24 protein-coding genes are annotated in these 22547 nt (G+C 70.1%); 21 read left to right on the top strand and 3 right to left on the bottom strand.

What is annotated here, in order from left to right; all coding sequences use genetic code 11:
* Positions 1–362: 362 nt before the first annotated feature.
* The 6 genes from paaA (at position 363) to paaE (ending at position 4296) form a co-directional block, all read left to right on the top strand.
* Positions 363–1463, top strand: coding sequence for a 1,2-phenylacetyl-CoA epoxidase subunit PaaA (gene paaA / locus ACGFIQ_RS13955; protein WP_393243476.1), 1101 nt, complete (start codon positions 363–365; stop codon positions 1461–1463).
* Positions 1460–1747 carry a 1,2-phenylacetyl-CoA epoxidase subunit PaaB gene (paaB, locus tag ACGFIQ_RS13950; RefSeq protein ID WP_355027413.1) on the top strand — a complete coding sequence of 96 codons (288 nt, stop codon included), beginning with the start codon at positions 1460–1462 and terminating at the stop codon, positions 1745–1747. The genes paaA and paaB overlap by 4 nt, the downstream gene beginning before the upstream one ends.
* Complete coding sequence (locus ACGFIQ_RS13945) at positions 1744–1908, top strand: hypothetical protein (protein ID WP_393243474.1); 165 nt, start codon at positions 1744–1746, stop codon at positions 1906–1908. Before paaB ends, ACGFIQ_RS13945 begins: the two co-directional genes overlap by 4 nt.
* A complete protein-coding gene (paaC, locus tag ACGFIQ_RS13940) occupies positions 1905–2630 on the top strand; it encodes a 1,2-phenylacetyl-CoA epoxidase subunit PaaC (protein ID WP_393243472.1) in 726 nt (241 codons plus the stop codon). The genes ACGFIQ_RS13945 and paaC overlap by 4 nt, the downstream gene beginning before the upstream one ends.
* 86 nt (positions 2631–2716) lie before the next feature.
* Positions 2717–3190, top strand: a complete 474-nt coding sequence (paaD, locus tag ACGFIQ_RS13935) for a 1,2-phenylacetyl-CoA epoxidase subunit PaaD (protein WP_357068955.1) — start codon at positions 2717–2719, stop codon at positions 3188–3190.
* Positions 3187–4296, top strand: a complete 1110-nt coding sequence (gene paaE / locus ACGFIQ_RS13930) for a 1,2-phenylacetyl-CoA epoxidase subunit PaaE (protein ID WP_393243470.1) — start codon at positions 3187–3189, stop codon at positions 4294–4296. Before paaD ends, paaE begins: the two co-directional genes overlap by 4 nt.
* A 140-nt stretch (positions 4297–4436) precedes the next feature.
* Here paaE and ACGFIQ_RS13925 read toward each other — a convergent pair whose 3' ends face one another.
* Positions 4437–4643, bottom strand: coding sequence for a hypothetical protein (locus ACGFIQ_RS13925; protein WP_393243468.1), 207 nt, complete (start codon positions 4641–4643; stop codon positions 4437–4439).
* A gap of 304 nt (positions 4644–4947) precedes the next feature.
* On the opposite strand from ACGFIQ_RS13925, the gene ACGFIQ_RS13920 reads away from it, so the two are divergent.
* Together ACGFIQ_RS13920 and ACGFIQ_RS13915 are read left to right on the top strand one after the other, a co-directional pair.
* Complete coding sequence (locus ACGFIQ_RS13920) at positions 4948–5796, top strand: helix-turn-helix domain-containing protein (RefSeq protein ID WP_393243466.1); 849 nt, start codon at positions 4948–4950, stop codon at positions 5794–5796.
* 7 nt (positions 5797–5803) lie between these two features.
* Positions 5804–6007 (top strand): DUF397 domain-containing protein, encoded by a 204-nt coding sequence (locus ACGFIQ_RS13915; RefSeq protein ID WP_393243464.1) that lies wholly within the window; start codon positions 5804–5806, stop codon positions 6005–6007.
* 178 nt (positions 6008–6185) lie between these two features.
* Here the strand turns inward: ACGFIQ_RS13915 and ACGFIQ_RS13910 are convergent, their stop codons facing one another.
* Positions 6186–6713: a hypothetical protein gene (locus tag ACGFIQ_RS13910; RefSeq protein WP_393243463.1), complete on the bottom strand. Its 528-nt coding sequence runs from the start codon at positions 6711–6713 to the stop codon at positions 6186–6188.
* Between the two features lie 39 nt (positions 6714–6752).
* Positions 6753–7148, bottom strand: a complete 396-nt coding sequence (locus ACGFIQ_RS13905) for a hypothetical protein (RefSeq protein WP_393243461.1) — start codon at positions 7146–7148, stop codon at positions 6753–6755.
* A 168-nt stretch (positions 7149–7316) separates the two neighbouring features.
* Between ACGFIQ_RS13905 and mqnC the strand changes: the two genes are divergently transcribed.
* From mqnC to nuoH, 13 genes are all read left to right on the top strand, one after another.
* Positions 7317–8507, top strand: coding sequence for a cyclic dehypoxanthinyl futalosine synthase (gene mqnC, locus ACGFIQ_RS13900; RefSeq protein ID WP_393243459.1), 1191 nt, complete (start codon positions 7317–7319; stop codon positions 8505–8507).
* Between the two features lie 423 nt (positions 8508–8930).
* The gene (locus tag ACGFIQ_RS13895; RefSeq protein WP_393243457.1) at positions 8931–10217 is read left to right on the top strand and encodes an LPXTG cell wall anchor domain-containing protein; all 1287 of its coding nucleotides are present in this window, start codon (positions 8931–8933) and stop codon (positions 10215–10217) included.
* Positions 10218–10341: 124 nt separating this feature from the next.
* Positions 10342–11052 carry a demethylmenaquinone methyltransferase gene (locus ACGFIQ_RS13890; protein ID WP_393243455.1) on the top strand — a complete coding sequence of 237 codons (711 nt, stop codon included), beginning with the start codon at positions 10342–10344 and terminating at the stop codon, positions 11050–11052.
* A 79-nt stretch (positions 11053–11131) separates the two neighbouring features.
* Positions 11132–11356, top strand: a complete 225-nt coding sequence (locus tag ACGFIQ_RS13885) for a hypothetical protein (protein ID WP_393243453.1) — start codon at positions 11132–11134, stop codon at positions 11354–11356.
* 139 nt (positions 11357–11495) lie between these two features.
* The gene (locus ACGFIQ_RS13880; protein ID WP_393243451.1) at positions 11496–12773 is read left to right on the top strand and encodes a geranylgeranyl reductase family protein; all 1278 of its coding nucleotides are present in this window, start codon (positions 11496–11498) and stop codon (positions 12771–12773) included.
* Between the two features lie 135 nt (positions 12774–12908).
* Complete coding sequence (locus ACGFIQ_RS13875) at positions 12909–13274, top strand: NADH-quinone oxidoreductase subunit A (protein WP_110565037.1); 366 nt, start codon at positions 12909–12911, stop codon at positions 13272–13274.
* Between the two features lie 14 nt (positions 13275–13288).
* A complete protein-coding gene (locus ACGFIQ_RS13870; RefSeq protein WP_030486262.1) occupies positions 13289–13966 on the top strand; it encodes an NADH-quinone oxidoreductase subunit B family protein in 678 nt (225 codons plus the stop codon).
* Positions 13963–14700, top strand: a complete 738-nt coding sequence (locus tag ACGFIQ_RS13865) for an NADH-quinone oxidoreductase subunit C (protein ID WP_357068634.1) — start codon at positions 13963–13965, stop codon at positions 14698–14700. The genes ACGFIQ_RS13870 and ACGFIQ_RS13865 overlap by 4 nt, the downstream gene beginning before the upstream one ends.
* Positions 14697–16022 (top strand): NADH-quinone oxidoreductase subunit D, encoded by a 1326-nt coding sequence (locus ACGFIQ_RS13860; RefSeq protein ID WP_393243450.1) that lies wholly within the window; start codon positions 14697–14699, stop codon positions 16020–16022. Before ACGFIQ_RS13865 ends, ACGFIQ_RS13860 begins: the two co-directional genes overlap by 4 nt.
* A gap of 109 nt (positions 16023–16131) precedes the next feature.
* Positions 16132–17316, top strand: coding sequence for an NADH-quinone oxidoreductase subunit NuoE (nuoE, locus tag ACGFIQ_RS13855; RefSeq protein ID WP_393243448.1), 1185 nt, complete (start codon positions 16132–16134; stop codon positions 17314–17316).
* On the top strand, positions 17313–18629 hold the full coding sequence (gene nuoF, locus ACGFIQ_RS13850; RefSeq protein ID WP_393243446.1) for an NADH-quinone oxidoreductase subunit NuoF: 1317 nt from the start codon (positions 17313–17315) through the stop codon (positions 18627–18629). The genes nuoE and nuoF overlap by 4 nt, the downstream gene beginning before the upstream one ends.
* Positions 18629–21136 carry an NADH-quinone oxidoreductase subunit G gene (locus ACGFIQ_RS13845; protein ID WP_393243444.1) on the top strand — a complete coding sequence of 836 codons (2508 nt, stop codon included), beginning with the start codon at positions 18629–18631 and terminating at the stop codon, positions 21134–21136. The genes nuoF and ACGFIQ_RS13845 overlap by 1 nt, the downstream gene beginning before the upstream one ends.
* A gap of 61 nt (positions 21137–21197) precedes the next feature.
* Positions 21198–22547 carry an NADH-quinone oxidoreductase subunit NuoH gene (nuoH, locus tag ACGFIQ_RS13840; protein ID WP_393243443.1) on the top strand — a complete coding sequence of 450 codons (1350 nt, stop codon included), beginning with the start codon at positions 21198–21200 and terminating at the stop codon, positions 22545–22547.

Genomic DNA, 22547 nt, shown 5'->3' with positions numbered 1-22547 from the left:
CTCCAGGTGTCAGGGCCGGGGGGGGCCGGCTTGTTGTCCGGACGGATCGGCGGATCGCCAGGGCCGGGGGAGATGGCCGCTGTCTCGGTTGGCAATCATCTGAAGCCGATCGGTGTGCCGGCGAAAGTCTACGTCCGGTTGGCTGACCTGCCAGGTTTCGACACCAGGCAAACTGCGATGAAGGCGGGATATGGGACCGCTATGAGGTTTTTGCAGTGTTTCAACTTTGTTTCGTGGCCTAAGTCACGGCCCTGCGGGGCCAGTCAGGTAGCACAAAGCGTTCATTCGATTACAGATCGGCCGTCCGGATTCCTATTACACCCCCCTGGTGCAACGCGTCGCAAGCTGTAACACTTGACAGCATGTATGGCAACGACTTCTCCGCCGCCGACGGCGCCTTCGACGGCGCACCCGACGGCACCCCGGACGAGGCGCCCGGCGGCCTGCTGGGCGAGGTCGAGGCCGCCGAGGCGGAACTACGCGCGGCAGCGGCGCGCGGGCGGCGTGGCGGTCCCACGCCCGACGAGGACCTTGCGGCGTACTTCGCCGAGGTGGTCGACGCCGAGCAGAAGATCGAGCCGCGCGACTGGATGCCCGACGCGTACCGCCGGACGCTGATCCGGCAGATCGCCCAGCACGCCCACTCCGAGATCATCGGCATGCAGCCGGAGGGCAACTGGATCAGTCGGGCGCCCTCACTCAAGCGCAAGGCGATCCTGCTGGCCAAGGTGCAGGACGAGGCGGGCCACGGCCTCTATCTCTACGCCGCCGCCGAAACCCTCGGCATCAGCCGCGACGAGCTGGTCCGGCTGCTGCTCGACGGCCGCCAGAAGTACAGCTCGATCTTCAACTACCCCACCCTGAGCTGGGCCGATGTTGGTGCGATCGGTTGGCTGGTGGACGGCGCGGCGATCGTCAACCAGGTGCCGCTGTGCCGTTGCTCGTACGGCCCGTACGCCCGAGCGATGATCCGGGTCTGCAAGGAGGAGTCGTTCCACCAGCGGCAGGGCTACGAGATCCTGCACACCCTGGCGCACGGCACCCCGGAGCAGCAGGCGATGGCACAGGACTCGGTGGACCGCTGGTGGTATCCGTCGTTGGCGATGTTCGGCCCGCCGGACGGCGACTCCACGCACTCCGCCCAGTCGATGTCCTGGAAGATCAAGCGTTTCTCGAACGACGACCTGCGGCAGCGTTTCGTCGACATGTGCGTCCAGCAGGCCGAGATCCTCGGGCTGCGCATCCCCGACGCCGACCTGCGCTGGAACGAGGAGCGGCAGGCGTACGACTACACCCAGCCGGACTACGACGAGCTGATGCAGGTCATCAAGGGCAACGGCCCGTGCAATCGGGAGCGGATGGCCCACCGGCGGGCCGCGCACGCCGACGGCGCATGGGTACGCGAGGCCGCCGCGGCGTATGCCGCGAAGCGGGCGCAACAGAAGGAGAAGGTGGCCGCGTGACGACCGAACACTCGCCGCTCTGGGAGGTCTTCGTGCGGGCGCGACGAGGGCTGTCGCACACCCACGTCGGCAGCCTGCACGCCCCTGATGCCGAGCTGGCCCTGCGCAACGCCCGGGACCTGTACACCCGCCGCCAGGAGGGCGTGTCGATCTGGGTGGTGCCGGCCGGTGCGATCACCGCGTCCAGCCCGGACGAGAAGGACGCCTTCTTCGACCCGGCGGCCGACAAGGTCTACCGCCACCCCACCTTCTACGAGGTGCCGGACGGGGTGGCCCACCTGTGAGTGAGCGGAGCGAGCGAACCAGCCAGCTCAGCAGCGGGGCGCTTCGCGTCGCCGCCGAGCGTAGCGAGGTGGTGGCGGGAAGTGAGCGGAGCGAGCGAGCCAGCCAGCTCAGCGGCGGGGCGCTTCGCGTCGCCGCCGAGCGTAGCGAGGTGCCGGCGTGAACGGGCCCTTCGACTTCGCCCTCGCCGTCGGCGACGACGCGCTGATCGCGGCGCAACGACTGGCCGAGTGGACCACCCGTGCGCCCGAGATGGAAGAGGACATCGCGCTTGCCAACATCGCCCTCGACCAGCTCGGCGCGGCGCGCCTGCTGCTGTCGTACGCGGGTGAGTTGGAGGGCGCCGGCCGCGACGAGGACGCGTTGGCGTACCTGCGTGACGACCGCGAGTTCCGCAACGCGCTCCTGGTCGAGCTGCCCAACGGTGACTTCGCGGTGACCATGGCGAAGCTGTTCTTCCTGGCGGCGTACCAGCTACCGCTGTACTCGGCGTTGGCCGGCTGTGCGGACGAGCGGTTGGCCGCGATCGGCGCGAAGGCGCGCAAGGAGTCGGCGTACCACCTGGACCACGGCGCGCTGTGGGTGAAGCGGCTCGGCGACGGCACCGAGGAGTCGCACCGTCGCATGCAGGCGGCCGTCGACCAGGTGTGGCCGTACACCCACGAGTTGTTCGCCGCGGACCCGGCGGCGCCGGTCGACCCGGCGGCCCTGCGGCCGGCGTTCGACGAGACCGTCGGCGCGGTGGTGGCCGAGGCGACGCTCACCCTGCCGGAGAGCGGTTGGGCCCCGGCCGGTGGGCGGGACGGCGTGCACACCGAGCACCTGGCCTACCTGCTCGCCGAGATGCAGGTGCTGCACCGCGCCCATCCCGGAGCGCAGTGGTGAGCGCGCGGACCGCGGGCCCGGCCGTCGTGACCGGCGGCACGGTGAGCGCGCGGACCGCGGGCCCGGCCGTCGTGACCGGCGGCAGGGTGAGCGCGCGGGAGGCCGCGGCCAGCGTCGTGGACCCGGAGATCCGGGTGATCACCATCGACGAGCTGGGCATCCTGCGGGCGGTCGAGGAGGACCCGGCCAGCGGTCGGGTCACCGTCACCATCACGCCGACCTACACCGGTTGCCCGGCGATGGACGTGATCCGTACCGACATCCGCCGCGCGCTGGCGGTCGCCGGCCACGCCGACGCCGAGGTCCGCACCGTCTACAGCCCACCGTGGAGCACCGACTGGATCTCCGCGGGCGGGCGGGCCAAGCTCGCCGCCGCCGGGATCGCCCCGCCGGCCCCGGTGCCCGCCACCGGTGTCGTCCCGTTGACCCTCGCGGTCCGGTGCCCGCAGTGCGGCTCGCCGGAGACCGAGCAGGTCAGCCGGTTCGGCTCCACCGCGTGCAAGGCGCTGTGGCGGTGCCGGTCCTGCTCCGAACCCTTCGACCACCTGAAGGCGCTGTGACTGTCACCATCACCCGCCCGGTCCGCCGGCGGCCGGTCTTCCACCAGTTGTCGGTCGCCGCCGTCGACCGGCTCACCGACGATGCTGTCGCGGTGACCTTCGCCGTACCCGAGGATCTGCGGGAGACCTTCGCGTTCCGCGCGGGCCAGCACCTCACCGTGCGGCGCGTGGCTGAGGACGGCACGGACGTGCGCCGGTCGTACTCGATCTGCTCCACCCCCGACGACCTGGCCCGGAACGGCCGGTTGCGGATCGGGGTGCGGGAGATCCCGGGCGGTGCGTTCTCGGCGTTCGCGTGCGGGGCGCTGCGTGGCGGCGACACGGTCGAGGTGCTGCCGCCGTTGGGCACCTTCACCACGGCGTTCGCGCCGGACCGGGTGCGGCACTACGGCGCGGTCGTCGCCGGCTCCGGCATCACGCCGGTGCTCGCGCTTGTCGCGACCGCCCTGGCCGTCGAGCCGGCCAGCACCTTCACCCTGGTGTACGGCAACCGCACGGCCAACACGGTGATGTTCGCCGAGGAGCTGGCCGATCTGAAGGACCGCTATCCCAGCCGGTTGCACCTGGTGCACGTGCTCTCCCGCGAGCAGGGTGAGTCGGCGCTGCTCTCCGGGCGGATCGACGCCGAGCGGCTGGGGCGGTTGCTGGGCACCATCGTGCCGGGCGACGTGATCGAGGAATGGTTCCTCTGCGGCCCGTACGCCATGGTGATCGACGTCCGGGACGTGCTGACCGCACGCGGCCTGCCCGAGGCGGCGGTGCACACCGAGCTGTTCCACGTCGACGCGCCACCCGAGCCGGTTCGCCGTCCTGTCGACCAGGCGGGTGCCGGGGCCGAGGTCACCGTCGTGCTGGACGGCCGGTCGTCGAGCTTCACGATGGGTCGCGAGGAGCGGGTGCTGGATGCCGCGCTCAAGGTGCGCGGCGAGCTGCCGTACGCGTGCAAGGGCGGTGTCTGCTCGACCTGCAAGGCGAAGGTCGTCGACGGGGCGGTCACGATGGCCCGCAACTACGCCCTGGAGCCCGACGAGCTGGCCGCCGGTTACGTCCTGACCTGCCAGTCCAGCCCGACCACCGACAAGCTCACTGTCGACTACGACGCGTGAGCGCGCCGAACGACCGACGGGCCGAACGGCAGTGGTAGGAGGCGCACGTGCCGGCGTTCGTGGGGCCGGTGCTCGCGGCGGAGCTGCGGGACATGTACGGCATCCGGGTCGAGGTACGTGAGAGCTGAGTAAGCCCGACGTCAGTCGTTGGGGCGGACGTGGGCGGTCCAGTAGGTGAGGTCGGAGCGGTGCTCGACCAGGGCGACCCGTTCGCCGCACGCCTCCTCGATCAGCTTGACCGCCTCGTCGAGGTGGGCCGGGTAGTGGTCCCAGTCGGTGTCGCGGAAGAGTTGCAGGCGGACCTCGCCCCGGTCGTCGCCGAGCGCCACTGCGGCTTCGGGTGGCACCAGCACCACTGTGTATCGACTCGCCTCTCGCTCCGCCTCCGTTGGGGCGGGCTCGTCCTCCCGTCCGCGCCGCCGGAAGCGGTTGATCACCGACGGGATCGGCCCGGGTGAATCGGCGGGATCGTATGGTCGCAGCCAGGCGGGCTGGTGGGTCCGGACGGGCATCGCAACCTTCGGGTAGCGAACGAATGCCAGCAACATTGCTTGCGATGGTTGCGGGTTCCTGAGATCAAGTCAATACTCAACGCGACGAGTCCATGCCGTCAGCGTGACGGCGGGACGGGAATCGACGCGGAGGATCAGGATGCCGAAGGCCAGTCAACCCACTGTCGTCGGTCGTGGACTCGGCGGCGAGCTACGCGACCTGCGGGAGGCGCGCAAACTGCCGCTGCGTCGGGTGGCTATCCGGCTGGGCTGGCAACCGTCCAAATTATCCCGGATGGAGACCGGCATCCAGGGCATCCTGGCCGCGGATGTCGCCTCGCTGCTGGTGATCTACGGCGTCACGGGGGACGAGCGGAAGCGGCTGCTCGGGATGGCCGAGCGGTCGGCCGAGACCGGTTGGTGGGAGGCGATCGGTGGGCTGTCCGACGAGTCCCGGACGCTGATCCGGCTGGAGGCCGAGGCGACAAGCGTCGTGAACTGGCAGCCGCTGCTGGTGCCGGGCCTGTTGCAGATCCCGGATTACACCCAGGCGCTGATGCGCAGTGGTGGCATCCCGGACGACGAGGCGCAGGGGCGTGTTGCCGCCCGGCTGGGCCGGCAGGCGATCCTGAGCCGGGCCACGCCGCCGACGCTGCACGCGCTGCTCGACGAGATGGTGTTGCGCCGGGTGCTCGGTGGCCACCGCGTCATGGCCCGCCAGCTTCGGCACCTGATCGAGGCCGCCGAGCGGCCGAACGTGACGTTGCAGGTGGTGCCGCTGGCGGTGGGTGGGCACACCGGGTTGGACGGGTCGTTCGCGCTCTTCGACTTTCCCCGCAACCGGTCCGTGGTCTATCTGGACCACAAGCTGGCCGGGCTGTTCCTGGAGGAGGCGCCGCAGGTGGCGCACTTCCGACGGGAGGCCGATAGGCTGGCAGAGGTGGCGCTGAGCCCCGTCGATTCGGTGGAGTTCGTTGCGCGGGTCGCAACGGAGCACGAGCGAGAGTGAGTCCCCGATGATCACTACGGAGCTGTCCGGCGCGACCTGGCGCAAGTCCAGCCGCAGCGGCACCAACGCCGACTGCGTCGAGGTCGCCGAGCTGACCCACGCGATCGCCGTCCGCGACTCGAAGGACCCGGCCGGCCCGGTACTGGCCTTCGACCGGGCCGCTTGGTCCCGGTTTGTCGGTCGGATGCCGTCGGAGCGCTCCTCCGGATGAACGGACGCGCGTCGGAGGGCCGGATGGGGCGACGCGGGAGTCGGAGCGCCCCAATTCCTTGTCCGTGAGCGACGGGCAGAGGTAGCCTGGCAAGTGCCAGGGGCAGTAGCTCTTTGGAAGTGGACCCGGCAGCCTTCCGGACGGTGGGTGGGCCGGGTCTCGCGTTTCCCGGACCTGGTCAGACCTGCCGCGTCTCTCTGACGACGCGCTGCACGGACGTCCTCCATCGTCCGCCCTTGGCCCAGCACCAGGCCACTGCGTCGGGAATGGCCAGCAGGCACTCCTCGTGGGCTCTCAGTTGGTCGTAACGCAGGTTGCCAGACGTCCCCGACTTCCTCACCTGCTCGAAGAGCAGACGCCGGTCGGCTTGGAATGTCGAATCGTCGCGCTCCAGGACGAGGCGCGCAGCGTTGATCTTCGCTGCGTGGTCCACGAGTTCGACGAGGCAGCCCTCGCGGGCCGCCCGGGGGTCGCGGTGTCTCCTCGCGTCGAAGATCACCGCATGGGCTGGCAGTGTAACGACAGCAGCGATTATCTGCCGACGTCGATCGTCTTTCTCCTTGTGGAAGTGGATGCGGCGCTGGCCAGGCAGAATCAGAGCGCGAACGGTTCGGCGGGCAGCGGCCAGGTCCGCCGGAAGCACGACCGCAGCCGCGACGAGAAGCCCTCGCTCCTTCGTCTCGTCCACGAAGACGTGCGCGTTCATGGCGTGTGGACCCTTCCTGTGGTGGTCGCTGACCCTGGCCTACGCGTTGAGGATGTCGCGGATTCGATCCAACCTCTGCTGAGGTGTCAGCCCCGCCGGGTTCTTGGTGCCGATGGCGTCGAGTTCCGCGCGTACATCGCAGTCGTCCGGCTGAAGCACGGCATCGATCACTCGTGCCCGCGGCCCGCCATCTCGAACGTAAATCCAGACCGTCTGCCACTGGCGCGGCTCGGCGTTGAGTTCGGCAGCGAGTCGCTCTGGCGGGAAGAAGCCGAGGCCTGCCGCTCTGAGTGTCTCGGCGATCTCCGCGAGGACCCAGCGGCCGAGCTTTCGGTAGCCCAACTCGTCCCGTAACTCGCCGAGAGTTGCTTGCGTTAGTCCGCCGTCGGCTCGACAACGGGCAGCGATGCTCGGAGCGGTATCCGTGTCGCTCATATCGCGCCTCCCTCAACCTCGACAGTATTTTCGGGACCGATGGCATAAGATGTCAACAGATTCTATATATTATATTTTGATCTTCAAAATATATAGCGAACGCCGTTGGGGGTCACATCAGCGTCCCCAGGTCCGCGCGACGAGTTGACGCCGACGTACGCTCGGGATGTGACGGTGAGCCGGGAGATCGACGACATCCTGCAGCGGGGCGCGGACGGCGGGCGGATCACGCCCGAGGAGGCGCTGCTGCTCTACACCGAGGCGCCCTTCCACGCGTTGGGCGAGGCGGCGGACGCGGTGCGTCGGCGGCGCTACCCGGACAACGTCGTCACGTACCTGATCGACCGCAACATCAACTACACGAACGTCTGTGTGACGGCGTGCAAGTTCTGCGCGTTCTACCGGGCGCCCAAGCACCAGGAAGGGTGGACCCACCCGACCGAGGAGATCCTGCGCCGGTGCGGCGAGGCGGTCGAGCTGGGCGCCACCCAGGTGATGCTGCAGGGTGGCCACCACCCGGACTACGGCGTCGAGTACTACGAGGAGCTGTTCTCCTCGGTCAAGCAGGCGTACCCGCAGTTGGTCATCCACTCGATCGGCCCCAGCGAGATCCTGCACATGGCGAAGGTCTCCGGTGTGAGCCTGGACGAGGCCATCGCCCGGATCAAGATCGCCGGTCTGGACTCGATCGCGGGCGCCGGCGCGGAGATGCTGCCGGAGCGTCCGCGGAAGGCCATCGCGCCGCTCAAGGAGTCGGGCGAGCGCTGGCTGGAGGTCATGGAGCTGGCGCACCGGCAGGGCATCGAGTCGACCGCCACCATGATGATGGGCACCGGCGAGACGCACGCCGAGCGGATCGAGCACCTGCGCATGATCCGGGACGTGCAGGACCGCACCCGCGGGTTCCGGTCCTTCATCCCGTGGACGTACCAGCCGGAGAACAACCACCTCAAGGGCCGCACCCAGGCGACCACGCTGGAATACCTGCGCCTCGTCGCGGTGGCCCGACTCTTCTTCGAGACCGTGCCGCACCTGCAGGCGTCCTGGCTGACGACCGGCAAGGACGTCGGGCAGCTCGCGCTGCACATGGGCGTCGACGACCTCGGCTCGATCATGCTGGAGGAGAACGTGATCTCCTCGGCCGGCGCGCGACACCGCTCCAACCTGCACGAGCTGATCGGCATGATCCGCTCGGCGGACCGGATTCCCGCGCAGCGTGACACCCTCTACAACCGGCTCGCCGTGCACCACACGCCGGCCGACGACCCGACCGACGAGCGGGTGGTCTCGCACTTCTCCTCGATCGCGCTCCCCGGCGGTGGCGCGGGCCGGTCCCTGCCACTTGTCGAGGTCAACTGACGCGGCTCGACGCCCGACCGTTCGGCTGATCGAGGCTCATGCTCCCGCCGGCCGGCCCCGGCGGTACGGGTGGTCCCGTCCGCCGCAGCGTCAGGCTGTCCGTCGCGGGGTGGTGGAGATGATCGTCGGCGGCTAGCGTCCCGGCTCATATCCGTCACCACCGGCGACCGGTGATTCAGCGCGATCGTGCTGGTGGCGGGTGGTCTGATGGTCGTTCGTGGGCTGTCCTCCATCGGCCCGTTGCGGGTCGTTCATATAACGCACGGCGGTACGGGCGGGATGGGTGACCATCCCGCCCGTACCGTCTGCCCACCCCGGGCCGGACGGATGAAAAGGGTCTCCGATGCTGGCGTGCGTGATCCACCTTCGATAACGTCCGCTCGTTCCGCAACCACTCTTACTTTCCCTACCCCCGGGGGACCGATGACAGCGTTCCACCGCTCGGCCCTGGCCCGCGCCGGCGTTGTGGCAGTGCTCGCGGCCGGTGGCCTGGCCGCCGTGGCCGCCCCGGCGCAGGCCGCCGACCAGGCCGATCTGGCTCTGACGCCGCTCAGCTTCGAGCTGGCCAAGGGTGTCAAGGCGGCCAAGGCCAAGCCGTTCAAGTTCCTGGTCGACAACACCCGGAGCACGGTCGCCGCCAAGGGCGTCAGCTACACCGTGGACACCAGCAACCTGCGCAAGAGCGTGGTCGGGGTCGTCGTGCCCAAGGGCTGCCAGGTGAAGGGCAAGACGTTCACCTGCCCGCTCGGCGACGTGCCGGCCGGCACCAGCGAGGACTTCGGCATTCCGCTGTTCTCCACCGGTGCGCGCGGCGAGGCCGGCACGCTGGTGGTCACCATCACCTCGGCCACCGCCGACCCCAAGAAGAAGGACAACAGGGTCGAGCACGACATCACCGTCGGCAAGCGCGGCTACGACCTGACCAGTTGGGTGCAGGACGTCCACGCGAACGTCGTGGTGAACGGCGTCCAGGGCGACGACCCCAACCTCCGGCCGGTCAGGCGTGGCGAGACGGTGCCGCTGGACTGGGCGGTCTACAACGACGGCAGCCGCAAGGCCACCGGCCTGTCCTACGTGCTCACGCTCCCGGTCGGGGTCACCTTCGCCACGCTTCCGGACACCTGCGTGTCGCAGACCTTCGCCGACGTCGCCCAGGCGCTCTGCCAGGACGACGGCGCGGTGATCAAGCCCGGTGAGTACTACACGGCGGACGTCAGGGTGACGGTCGGCGCGAACGTCACCGAGCCGGTGCTGCGGGTCGGCGAGCTCGTCGCGCAGGGTCTCGACGCCGCGACGGGTCAGGCCGAGGAGCGGCCCGAGGTGGCGACCAGCGCCCAGCGGAAGGCCTTCACCGAGGTCGACGAGGGAGACAACCAGGCGATCTTCGATGTCTTCGTCGACCTGAGCGCCCAGCCGACCCCGAGCCCCACCGTCACCCCGACGCCCACGGCCACGCCGACCCCGGGCGGGACGGCCACCCCGACGCCGGGCGGCACGCCCACCCCGGGCGGCACGGCGACGCCGGGCACGACCACGTCGCCAACTGCCGGTGGCTCCGGTGGTGGTGGTCTGCCGGTCACCGGTGTGCAGGTCGGCCTGATCGGTGGCATCGGTGGTCTCATCCTGCTGGTGGGCGGTGCGCTGCTGGTGCTCTCCCGTCGGCGCAAGGTCGTCCTGGTCGCCCCGAGCGACGAGAAGTCGACCGACTGACAGGTGACACGCTGACGAGGCGTCGCGACAACCGGTACGACGTGCGGGCGGGGTGGGTGACCACCCTGCCCGTTCGCGTCACCCCATGAGTGCCGGGTGGCGGGCGGCTGGCAGAGTGGAGGGGGTGAGCCGTTCCCCGCAGGGCCAGCGCGCCAGTCTGGACAAGCAGCCGCACGAGGTCGCCGCGATGTTCGATGGCGTGGCGGAGCGCTACGACCTGACCAACACGGTGATCTCCTTCGGCCAGGACCGGTCCTGGCGTCGGGCCACCCGGTCGGCGCTCGGGCTGCGGCCGGGCGAGCGGGTGCTGGACGTGGGCGCGGGCACCGGCGTCTCGACCCGGGAGTTGGCGCAGTCCGGGGCGTACGCGGTGGGGGCTGACCTGTCGCTGGGCATGCTGTACGCCGGCAAGCGGGTCCGTCCCGAGGTGCCGCTGCTGGCCGGCGACGCGTTGCGGCTGCCGTTCGCCGACGCCAGCTTCGACGCGGTGACCATCTCCTTCGCGCTGCGCAACGTCAGCGACACCGACGCGGCCCTGCGCGAGTTGGCGCGGGTCACCCGGCCGGGTGGACGGCTGGTGGTGTGCGAGTTCAGCACCCCGGTCAACCCGGTCTTCCGGACGGTCTACCTGTCGTACCTGATGCGGTCGCTGCCGGTGGTCGCCCGCTCGGTGTCGAGCAACCCCGACGCGTACGTCTACCTCGCCGAGTCGGTCCGGGCCTGGCCGGCGCAGGAGGCGCTGGCCGGACGGGTCGCCGCGGCCGGGTGGGGCCGGGTGGCGTGGCGCAACCTGACCGGTGGCGTGGTGGCCCTGCACCGGGGGATCCGCGAGTAGTCGGAGCGACCGACCCGGACATTGCTCAGGTTTCGTGAATATCGGGTTTTAGTCCACTTTGCCCCGTACGCTCGTTCGCATGACCGGAGTAGACCCGGCGGACCCGGTGGCCGCCACCGACGACGACGCGGCCGAACTCATCGCCCAGTTGCGCGCGTTGGCCGGAGCCGATCCGGTGGAGGTCCGGCAGGTGGTCGCCGAGGTGTTGGCGGCGCTGGACCGGGCAGCGGGTGGGGCACTCCGGGAGCATCTGCCGGAGGCCATCCGGGTCGATGCGGGCCTGGACGCACCCAGCCCGGCCTGACACTCGACCGCTGTGGACGATCATCGGCTGTCACATCGGCGAGTTAGGTACCCCTGATCCTGCGCAGGTATGACGCCGGTCATACACTCGTCCCGTCTGGCTTGTGAAGGATTTCACGAGCGTGCGGGAGGAGGCGCGAATGACCGCGGTGGAACACGACGCCGACGTCATCGTCGTGGGCGCCGGTCCCGGTGGGTCAGCGACCGCGTACCACCTGGCCCGGCACGGCGTACGGGTGCTGTTGTTGGAGAAGACCGAGTTCCCCCGGGAGAAGGTCTGCGGCGACGGGTTGACCCCACGCGCCGTGCGCCAGCTCATTCGGATGGGTGTGGACACCTCGCCCGAGGCGGGCTGGCTGCACAACCGGGGCCTGCGGGTCATCGGCGGCGGCGTCCGCCTGGAGCTGGACTGGCCCGAGCTGGCCAGCTTCCCCAACTACGGGCTGGTCCGCACGCGGCTGGACTTCGACGACCTGCTCGCGCAGCGGGCGGTGGCCGCCGGTGCCAAGCTGCGCACCAACGTCAACGTGTTGGGCCCGGTGCTCGACGGCGACGGCCGGGTCACCGGCGTCGAGGCGGAGGTCGGCCCGGGTAAGGAGCCGACCACCTTCCACGCCCCGCTCGTCGTCGCGGCCGACGGGGTCTCCGGCCGGTTCCCGCTCGCGCTCGGGCTGGCCAAGCGGGAGGACCGGCCGATCGGCGTGGCCGTCCGCCGCTACTACCGCTCGCCGGCCAAGCACGAGGACAACTACCTGGAGTCCTGGCTGGAGTTGCGCAGCAAGGACAGCGGCGACAACCTGCTGCCCGGGTACGGCTGGATCTTCGGCCTCGGTGACGGGCGGGTCAACGTCGGCCTCGGCGTGCTCAACTCGTCCTCGGCGTTCGGCAAGACCAACTACCGCCGGCTGCTCACCGACTGGCTCGCCAACACCCCGCAAGACTGGGGGATGACCGACGAGACGAACGCCGACGGTCCGATCCTCGGCGCCGCGCTGCCGATGGGCTTCAACCGGGTGCCGCACTACACCCGGGGTGTGCTGCTGGTCGGCGACTCGGGTGGCATGGTCAACCCGTTCAACGGCGAGGGCATCGCGTACGCGATGGAGTCCGGTGAGCTGGCCGCGGAGGTCGCGGTCCAGGCGCTCGCCCGGCCCGCCGGCCCGGAACGCGAGCGCGCGCTGCTGGCGTACCCGAACGAGCTGAAGGCCCGGCTCGGCGGCTACTACCGATTGGGTGGCATCTTCGTGAAACTGATCGGCCGCCCCGAGATCATGCGGATCGCCACCAAACACGGCATGCCGCACCCGACGCTGATGCGTTTCGTGCTGAAGCTGTTGGCCAACCTGACCGACCCACGCGGTGGGGATGCGATGGACCGGGTCATCAACGCGATGACGAAGGCCGCGCCAGCTGTCTGAGTAGGACGGCATCGGTGCTGGTCACGGCCCCGACGCTGACAAAGATCGACCCCCGCCGACTGCCACTGCGAGGGACGTGAATAGTGTGATTTTCGTCAAGCACCGAGGGCAGGGAAGGACGAGCAGGAGAAAACGATGTCGCTCTCGCCTTACGCACCGATCATCGGGCTGTTCGCCCTCGCCGCGGCGTTCTCGCTGTTCTCCGTCGGCGCCGCCCGCTTCGCCGGGCCACGTCGCTACAACAAGGCCAAACTCGAGGCTTACGAGTGCGGCATCGAGCCCAGCCCGCAGCCGGTCGGCGGCGGCCGGTTCCCGATCAAGTTCTACCTGACGGCGATGCTCTTCATCGTCTTCGACATCGAGATCATCTTCCTCTACCCCTGGGCGGTCACGTTCGACGCTCTGCCGATCTTCGGCTTCGTGGAGATGGTCCTGTTCATCGTCGCGGTCTTCGTTGCGTACGCCTACGTGTGGCGGCGCGGCGGCCTGGACTGGGACTGAGGAAGGAACGTCAGATGGGCATCGAGGAGAAGCTTCCCGCCGGCGTCCTGCTCACCTCGGTGGAGAAGCTGGTCAACTGGTCCCGGAAGTCGTCCGTGTGGGGCGCGACCTTCGGCCTGGCCTGCTGCGCCATCGAGATGATGGCCGCCGGTGGTCCGCACTACGACATGGGCCGCTGGGGCATGGAGGTCTTCCGGGCGTCCCCCCGACAGGCCGACCTGATGATCGTCGCCGGCCGGGTGAGCCAGAAGATGGCTCCGGTGCTGCGCCAGATCTACGACCAGATGGCCGAGCCCCGCTGGGTGCTCTCCATGGGCGTCTGCGCCAGCAGCGGCGGCATGTTCAACAACTACGCGATCGTGCAGGGCGTCGACCACGTCGTGCCTGTCGACATGTACCTGCCCGGCTGCCCGCCCCGGCCGGAGATGCTCATCGACGCGATCCTCAAGCTCCGCGAGAAGATCATGTATGAGCCGCTGGGCCCGAACGGCCGCAAGATGCTGGCTGCCCGTCAGGAGCGCGGCGACGTTCCGGTCGTGCCCTACGGCTCCATGCCCTCGTCGTACCGCAGCGACAAGGCCCGGCGTGCCGAGTGGACCCGGGCGGTCCGCGAGGGCCGCGAGGAGCAGCTGCGCATCGAGAACTGGATGAACGCTCAGAACCACCTCCACCCGCAGGCAGGCCCCAAATGACGTCACCCACGGACAAGCCCAACGACGGCGGCGTACCGCTGCCGGTGGTGCCGGCCGGCGCCACGAGTGGTGCCCCCGCCGAGTTGCCGCCGTCCAGCCCCGCCGGGCGCGGGATGTTCGGCAACCACGGCACCGGCGACGTGTCCGGCTACGGCGGCCTGGTCCGCCAGCGCCAACCCATCGAGGAGGCGCCCCGACCGTACGGGGGCTACTTCGACGAGGTCCGCGACGCGCTGGAGGAGGCGTACCCGGCCTTCGGTGACGCGATCGAGAAGGTCGTGGTCGACCGGGGCGAGCTGACCCTGCACGTCCGGCCGGAGCGGATCGCCGAGGTCTGCCAGGTGCTGCGCGACGACCTGGCGCTGCGGTTCGAGCTGTGCTCCTCGGTGTCCGGCGTGGACTACCTGGGTGCCGACGAGCGCCGCCTGCACGTGGTCTACCTGCTCACCTCGATGACGTACCGGCGGCGGATCCGGCTGGAGGCCGCGGTCTCCGTGGCGGCCCCGCACCTGCCCAGCGTGACGGCCGTCTACCCGACCGCGGACTGGCAGGAGCGGGAGGCGTACGACATGTTCGGCATCGTCTTCGACGGTCACCCCAACCTGACCCGGATCCTCATGCCGGACGACTGGGAGGGCCACCCGCAGCGCAAGGACTACCCGCTCGGCGGTGTCCCCGTCGAGTACAAGGGCGCGGAGATCCAACCGCCGAACGAGCGGAGGTCGTACCAGTGACGACGTCGAACTACGCCAGCGAGTACGAGACCGAAGAAGGCCGGGTCTTCACCGTCACCGGTGGGGACTGGGACACCATCGTCTCGGGCACCGACCCGATCAACGACGAGCGGATCGTCGTCAACATGGGTCCGCAGCACCCGTCCACGCACGGGGTGTTGCGGCTGATCCTGGAGCTGGAGGGCGAGACGGTCCGCGAGGCCCGGTCCGTCATCGGCTACCTGCACACCGGCATCGAGAAGAACCTCGAATACCGCAACTGGGTCCAGGGCTCGACGTTCGTGACCCGGATGGACTACCTCGCCCCGATCTTCAACGAGACGGCGTACGCCCTCGCCGTCGAGAAGCTGCTCGGCATCACCGACGACATCACCGAGCGGGCCACCACCATCCGCGTGCTGATGATGGAGCTCAACCGGATCTCGTCGCACCTGGTCTGGCTGGCCACCACCGGCATGGAGCTGGGCGCGATCTCGATCATGCTGTACGGCTTCCGCGAGCGGGAGTACATCCTCGACATCTTCGAGACCATCACCGGCCTGCGGATGAACCACGCGTACGTGCGGCCGGGCGGTGTGGCACAGGACGTGCCGGACGACGCGATCGTCAAGATCCGCGAGTTCCTCAAGATGATGCCGAAGAAGCTCAAGGAGTACGAGGACCTGCTCTCCGGTCAGCCGATCTGGACCGAGCGGACGAAGAACGTCGCGGTGCTGGACGTCACCGGCTGCGTGGCGCTCGGCATCACCGGGCCGGTGCTGCGCTCCGCGGGCCTCGCCTGGGACCTGCGCAAGACCATGCCGTACTGCGGTTACGAGAACTACGAGTTCGACGTGCCGACCCACCCCGACGGTGACGTGTGGGGCCGCTACCAGGTCCGGCTCGCCGAGATCCGGGAGTCGATGAAGCTTGTCGAGCAGGCCCTGGACCGGCTTCGTCCGGGACCGGTCATGGTCGCCGATCGCAAGATCGCCTGGCCGGCGCAGCTCGCCATCGGCGTGGACGGCATGGGCAACTCGCTGGAGCACGTCGCGAAGATCATGGGTCAGTCGATGGAGTCGCTGATCCACCACTTCAAGCTGGTGACCGAGGGCTTCCGGGTGCCGCCCGGCCAGGTGTACGTCGCCATCGAGGCGCCCCGCGGCGAGTTGGGCGTGCACGCGGTCTCCGACGGTGGCACCCGGCCGTACCGGGTGCACTACCGGGAGCCGAGCTTCGTCAACCTCCAGGCCCTCCCGGCGATGGCCGAGGGTGGCCTGATCGCCGACGTGATCGCCGGCGGCGCCTCTCTGGACCCGGTCATGGGGGGTTGTGACAGGTGAGTGCGAGGAGTGAGCTTGCGAGCCCCAGCCGCCCGCGCGAGGAGCGAGCGGAGCGAGCCCCGCAGTCGCGGGCAGACGGCGGCGCAGTCGCGAACGGAAGGCGGCTCTGATGACGACGACTTTCACTGACGAGACCCGGGATCGGGCGCGCGAGATCATCGCCCGTTACCCGGCGGACCGGTCCCGCTCGGCGTTGCTGCCGCTGCTGCACCTGGTGCAGGCGCAGGAGGGGTACGTGTCCCCGGCCGGGGTCGCGTTCTGCGCCGAGGTGCTGGGGCTGAACAAGGCCCAGGTCGGTGCGGTGGCCACCTTCTACACGATGTACAAGCGCAAGCCGACTGGTGACTTCCTGGTCAGCGTCTGCACCAACACCATGTGCAACGTGCTCGGTGGCCAGGAGGTCTACGACACCCTGTCCGAGCACCTGGGCGTCGGGCACGACGAGACGACCGGCGACGGCACGATCACGCTGGAGCACGCCGAGTGCCTGGCGGCGTGCGACTACGGCCCGGTGATGACAGTCAACTACGACTTCTTCGACCGCGTGGACCCGTCGACGGCGGTCGGTGTGGTCGACGAGCTGCGCGCGGGCGGCCGGCCGATGCCGACCCGGGGTGCCCGGCTCTGCACGCTCAAGGAGATGGCGGTGCAGCTCGCCGGTTTCGCCGACGACCGCGACGGCGCGGTCGCCGACGGCGACCCGGGCGAGCCGACCCTGCGCGGGCTGCGGCTGGCCCAGCAGCACGGCGTCTCGGTGCCGGGCTTCGACCCGAACACCCCGATCCGGAGCAAGGCGGAGGCGGACAAGGCCGCCGCCGAGGCGAAGGCGAAGGCGGAGGCCGCCAAACCGGCGCCCGTCGAGGCCAGCGCGGCCCCGGTCAAGGGCGGCGACGGGGCGTCCGCCCCGACCGGGGCAGCCGCGGTCGCCGAGCCGGCAGCTGCCACCGAGACGGCGAAGCCGGTGGATGCCGCCGGCAGCACCACGCGGGACGTCAAGGCACCGGACGACAAGTCGCCGGAGGTGCGCGCCGCCGAGACCCGGCAACCGGACGCGGGCACGGCGGTGCCGGACGCCCCGGGCACCAAGGTCCCGGCGGACAGCACCGCGCCCGAGCCGCGCGACGCGCGCTCGGCCGAGGCCGCTGGCGTGGCGGCCAACGCGCCGGCCGGCGACGGCAAGCCCGCCGGCGACGAGGCCGGGGCGCAGGAGCGCAACCTCACCGAAGCGAAGGCTGGTACGGACGCCGACGGCGCCGGTCCGGCGGACGCGAACGAAACGGGGGCCCAGAAGTGACCACTCCCCGCCCGGAGACCGTGGCCAAGCTGACGCCGGTGCTGACCAAGCGCTGGCTGTCGCCGGACGCCTGGCGCATCGGCACGTACGAGCAGCTCGACGGCTACGCCGCCCTGCGCAAGGCACTCAAGGCCCACCCGGACGACCTGATCCAGCTGATCAAGGACTCCGGGCTGCGGGGTCGGGGTGGCGCGGGCTTCCCGACAGGTCTCAAGTGGGGCTTCATCCCCCAGGGCGATGGCAAGCCGCACTACCTGGTGGTCAACGCCGACGAGGGCGAGCCGGGCACCTGCAAGGACCTACCGCTGATGACCCACGACCCGCACGCGCTGGTCGAGGGCGTGATCATCGCGTCGTACGCGATCCGGGCCAGCCGCGCCTACATCTACATCCGGGGCGAGGCGGTGCACGCCGCGCGTCGGCTGCGCAACGCCGTCCAGGAGGCGTACGACAAGGGCTACCTGGGCCGCAACATCCTGCGCAGCGGCTACGACCTGGAGCTGGTGGTGCACTCCGGCGCCGGGGCGTACATCTGCGGTGAGGAGACGGCGCTGCTGGACTCGCTGGAGGGCTTCCGGGGTCAGCCTCGGCTGCGCCCGCCGTTCCCGGCCACCCACGGCCTGTACGCGAGCCCGACGGTGGTCAACAACGTCGGCACCATCGCCAGCGTGCCGCCGATCGTGCTCGGTGGGGCCGACTGGTGGAAGTCCATGGGCACCGAGAAGTCCTCCGGGCCGATGATCTACTCGCTGTCCGGTCGGATCGTCAACCCGGGCCAGTACGAGTGCTCGATGGGCGTCACGCTGCGCGAGCTGCTGGAGCTGGCCGGTGGGATGCAGCCCGGTCACAACCTGCGGTTCTGGACTCCGGGGGGCTCGTCGACCCCGCTGCTCGCCGCCGAGCACCTGGACGTGCCACTGGACTTCGAGGGGGTGGCGGCGGCCGGCTCGATCCTCGGCACCACGGCCACCCAGATCTTCTCCGACCAGGACTGCCCGGTCTACGCGACGTACCGGTGGTTGGAGTTCTACCACCACGAGTCGTGCGGCAAGTGCACCCCGTGCCGCGAGGGCAACTACTGGATGGTCCGGGTCTACCGGCGGATCCTCGCCGGCCAGGGCACCCACGAGGACCTGGACACCCTGCTGGACACCTGCGACAACATCCTCGGCCGCTCGTTCTGCGGCCTCGGTGACGGCGCGACCAGCTCGGTGACCTCCTCGCTGAAGTACTTCAAGCAGGACTACCTCGACTACATCGAGGGACGTACCGCACCCAAGCTGTCGGAGAAGACCCTGGTAGGGGCGCACTGATGACCGACGTAGCCAAGCAGACCGAGACCGTCACGCTCACCATCGACGGCGTCGAGGTCACCGCCCCCAAGGGGACGCTGCTGATCCGGGTCGCCGAGCAGATGGGCACCGAGATCCCCCGGTTCTGCGACCACCCACTGCTGGCCCCGGCCGGCGCGTGCCGGCAGTGCCTGGTCGAGGTGGAGGGCCAGCGCAAGCCGGTGGCCTCCTGCACCCAGACCGTCGCCGACGGCATGGTGGTCCGCACCCAACTCACCTCGCCGGTCGCCAAGAAGGCGCAGGAGGGGGTGATGGAGCTGCTGCTGCTCAACCACCCACTGGACTGCCCGATGTGTGACAAGGGCGGCGAGTGCCCCCTGCAGAACCAGGCGATGTCCACCGGCCGCACCGACTCGCGCTTCCACGAGCACAAGCGGGAGTACGAGAAGCCGATGGCGATCAGCAGCCAGGTGCTGCTGGACCGCGAGCGTTGTGTCCTCTGCCAGCGGTGCACCCGGTTCTCCGAGGAGATCGCCGGCGACAAGTTCATCGACCTGATGGGCCGGTCGTCCGCCGAGGAGATCAACATCTACCGGGACGACGCGTACGGCGAGGAGGGCGACGCCGGCGACGTGCCGTTCAACTCCTACTTCTCCGGCAACACCGTGCAGATCTGCCCGGTGGGTGCGCTGACCGGTGCGCAGTACCGCTTCCGGGCCCGCCCGTTCGACCTGGTCTCCAGCCCGAGCGTCTGCGAGCACTGCTCGGCCGGCTGCGGGCAGCGCACCGACTGGCGGCGCGGCAAGGTGCTGCGCCGGCTGGCCGGTGACGAACCGCAGGTCAACGAGGAGTGGAACTGCGACAAGGGCCGGTGGGGCTTCCAGTACACCCGGGCCACCGACCGGCTGACCACTCCGCTGGTGCGCGACGAGCGCACCGGTGAGCTGCGCGAGGCGTCCTGGAGCGAGGCGCTCACCGTGGCCGCCGAGGGGCTGCACGCCGCCCGGGAGGGCGGGCAGGGCACGGCGGTGCTCACCGGCGGTCGGCTGACCGTCGAGGACGCGTACGCGTACGCGAAGTTCGCCCGGGTCGCACTCAACACCAACGACATCGACTTCCGGGCCCGGCCGGTCTCCCGCGAGGAGGCCGACTTCCTGGCCAGCTCGGTCGCCGGGGTCACCGACGTCACCTACACCGACGTGGAGAACGCGCCGGCGGTGGTGCTTGTCGGCCTGGAGCCGGAGGAGGAGTGCCCGATCCTCTTCCTGCGGCTGCGCAAGGCGTACCTGAAGAAGACCCTGACGGTGTACGCGCTGGCGCCGTTCGCCACCCGCGGCCTGGAGAAGCTCGGTGCCAAGCTGGCCCGGGTCGTGCCGGGCGAGGAGGCCAGCGTGCTCGCCGAGCACGCCACGGTCGCCGAGGCGCTGAGCGCGCCGGGCGCGATCTTGATCGTCGGCGAGCGGTTGGCGAGTGTGCCGGGCGGGCTCTCCGCCGCGGCGGACGTGGCCCGGCGTACCGGTGCGAAGCTGGCCTGGGTGCCGCGGCGCGCGGGTGACCGCGGCGCGGTCGACGCGGGCTGCCTGCCCAACCTGCTCCCCGGTGGCCGGCTGGTCACCGAGCCGGCCGCGCGGGCCGAGCTGGGTGAGGCGTGGGACATCCCGGCCGGGGTGATCCCGAGCCAGGCCGGTCGGGACACCGACGGCATCCTCACCGCCGCTGCCAACGGGCAGCTCGGCGCGCTCGTCGTCGGCGGTGTCGACCCGGCTGACCTGGCCGACCCGCGACTGGCCGAGTCCGCCCTGGACGCGGTGCCGTTCCTGGTGAGCCTGGAGCTGCGCCCCACCGCGGTGACCCGGCGGGCGAACGTGGTGCTGCCGATCGCCCCGGTGGCCGAGAAGGCCGGCAGCTTCCTGGACTGGGAGGGTCGGCTGCGCCCGTTCGAGGCGGTGCTGACCACCGCCGCGATGACCGACGGTCGGGTGCTCGACGCGCTGGCCGCGCTGCTCGACGTGCGGCTCGGCACCGCGGATGTGCCGAGCGTGCGTCGCGAACTGGGCGGGCTGCCGGCGACTCGTACGACTCGGCCGTCCACGCCGTCGGTGGCGCCGGGCCGGGTGCCGCACCCGGGCGCCGGGGAGGCCGTGTTGGCGACCTGGCACCAGCTCGTGGACCTCGGCAGCCTGACCGAGGGTGACGAGAACCTCGCCGGCACCGCTCGCCCGCCGGTGGTCCGGCTGGGCAAGGGCACCGCCGACGCACTCGGTGTCGCCGACGGCGACGCGGTCACGGTCGGCACCGACCGGGGGGCGCTGACCCTGCCGGCCGAGCTGACCGAAATGCCGGACGGCGTCGTCTGGCTGCCGACCAACTCACCCGGTTCGACCGTGCGACGCAGCCTCGGGGCGACGTCCGGCGCGGTCGTCCGGATCTCCGTCCCCGCGGCGAGCCCGGCAATCCCGGCCGGGCGTGCGGCGGCCGACGAGACCGGTCTCCCGGGTCCGCTCCTCAACTCCGGGGGTAACCAGTGAGCGCGAGGAGTGAACGAGCGCAGCGAGTGAGCCCCGCAGTCGCGAACGAAAGGTGGGCACCGTGAGTCCCCTTCTCGCCCAGGATCCGACGCTGGCCGACTTCGGTCGGGATCCGTGGTGGCTGGTTCTCGGCAAGATCGTCTTCGCGTTCGCCTTCGGTCTGCTGGCCACCCTGCTCGGCGTCTGGTTCGAGCGGCGTGTGGTCGGCTACATGCAGGTGCGGCCCGGCCCCAACCAGGTCGGCCCGTTCGGTCTGCTGCAGACCCTCGCCGACGGCCTGAAGATGGCCTTCAAGGAGGACATCCTGCCGAAGGCGGCCGACAAGGTCGTCTACTTCTTCGCACCGACCATCTCGGTGATCTGCGCCGTCACCGCCCTGTCGGTGGTGCCGTTCGGCCCGATGGTGAGCATCTTCGGCCACCACACGCCGTTGCAGGTCACCGACGTGCCGGTGGCGGTGCTGCTGCTGCTGGCCTGCTCCTCGATGGGCGTCTACGGCATCGTGCTGGGTGGTTGGGCCTCCGGCTCGACGTACCCGCTCCTCGGCGGTCTGCGGTCCAGCGCCCAGATGATCTCCTACGAGGTTGCCATGGGCCTGAGCATCGTGGCGGTCTTCATGACCGCCGGCACGATGAGCACCAGCGGGATCGTCGCCGCTCAGGGCGACGCCACCCGGCTGACCATCTTCGGCACCGAGATCCCGGCACCGGGCTGGTACGCGATCCTGCTGCTGCCCAGCTTCGTCATCTTCTTCATCGCCACCGTTGGTGAGACCAACCGGGCGCCGTTCGACCTGCCCGAGGCCGAGTCCGAGCTGGTCGCGGGCTTCATGACGGAATACAGCTCGCTGAAGTTCGCGCTCTTCATGCTCAGCGAGTACGTCGCCATGGTGACCATGTCCGCGGTCACCACCACGCTGTTCCTCGGCGGTTGGCGCGCACCGTGGCCGATCACGCTGTGGGAGGGCGCCAACTCCGGTTGGTGGCCGATGCTCTGGTTCTTCGGCAAGGTGATCGCGCTGGTCTTCGTCTTCGTGTGGCTGCGCGGCACGCTGCCCCGGCTGCGCTACGACCAGTTCATGCGCCTCGGTTGGAAGGTGCTGCTGCCGATCAACCTGGTCTGGATCCTGGTCCTGTCGGGCCTGCGGTCCATCGAGGACTGGGACTCGCGCGGCAAGGTCATCGCCGTCGGCATTCCGGCCGGCATCCTGCTGCTCGTCACGATCTTCTGGCCCAGCCGGAAGCCGAAGACGACGCCGACGACGCAGGAGCAGGTCGACAACCGGCCGTACGGGAGCTTCCCGCTGCCGCCGATGGATCTTCAGGTACCACCGAGCCCGCGCATCACGCGCGTGGTCGCCGAGCGGGAGCCGGCCAACATCGTTGCCGGCTCGGACTCCAGGGAGGTGTGA

It is taken from the genome of Micromonospora sp. NPDC048898 (genome assembly GCF_043198035.1).
Lineage (GTDB): Bacteria > Actinomycetota > Actinomycetes > Mycobacteriales > Micromonosporaceae > Micromonospora.
The sequence above is the reverse complement of the archived record's forward strand: the minus strand, read 5'-3'. Positions and strand labels throughout refer to the sequence as shown.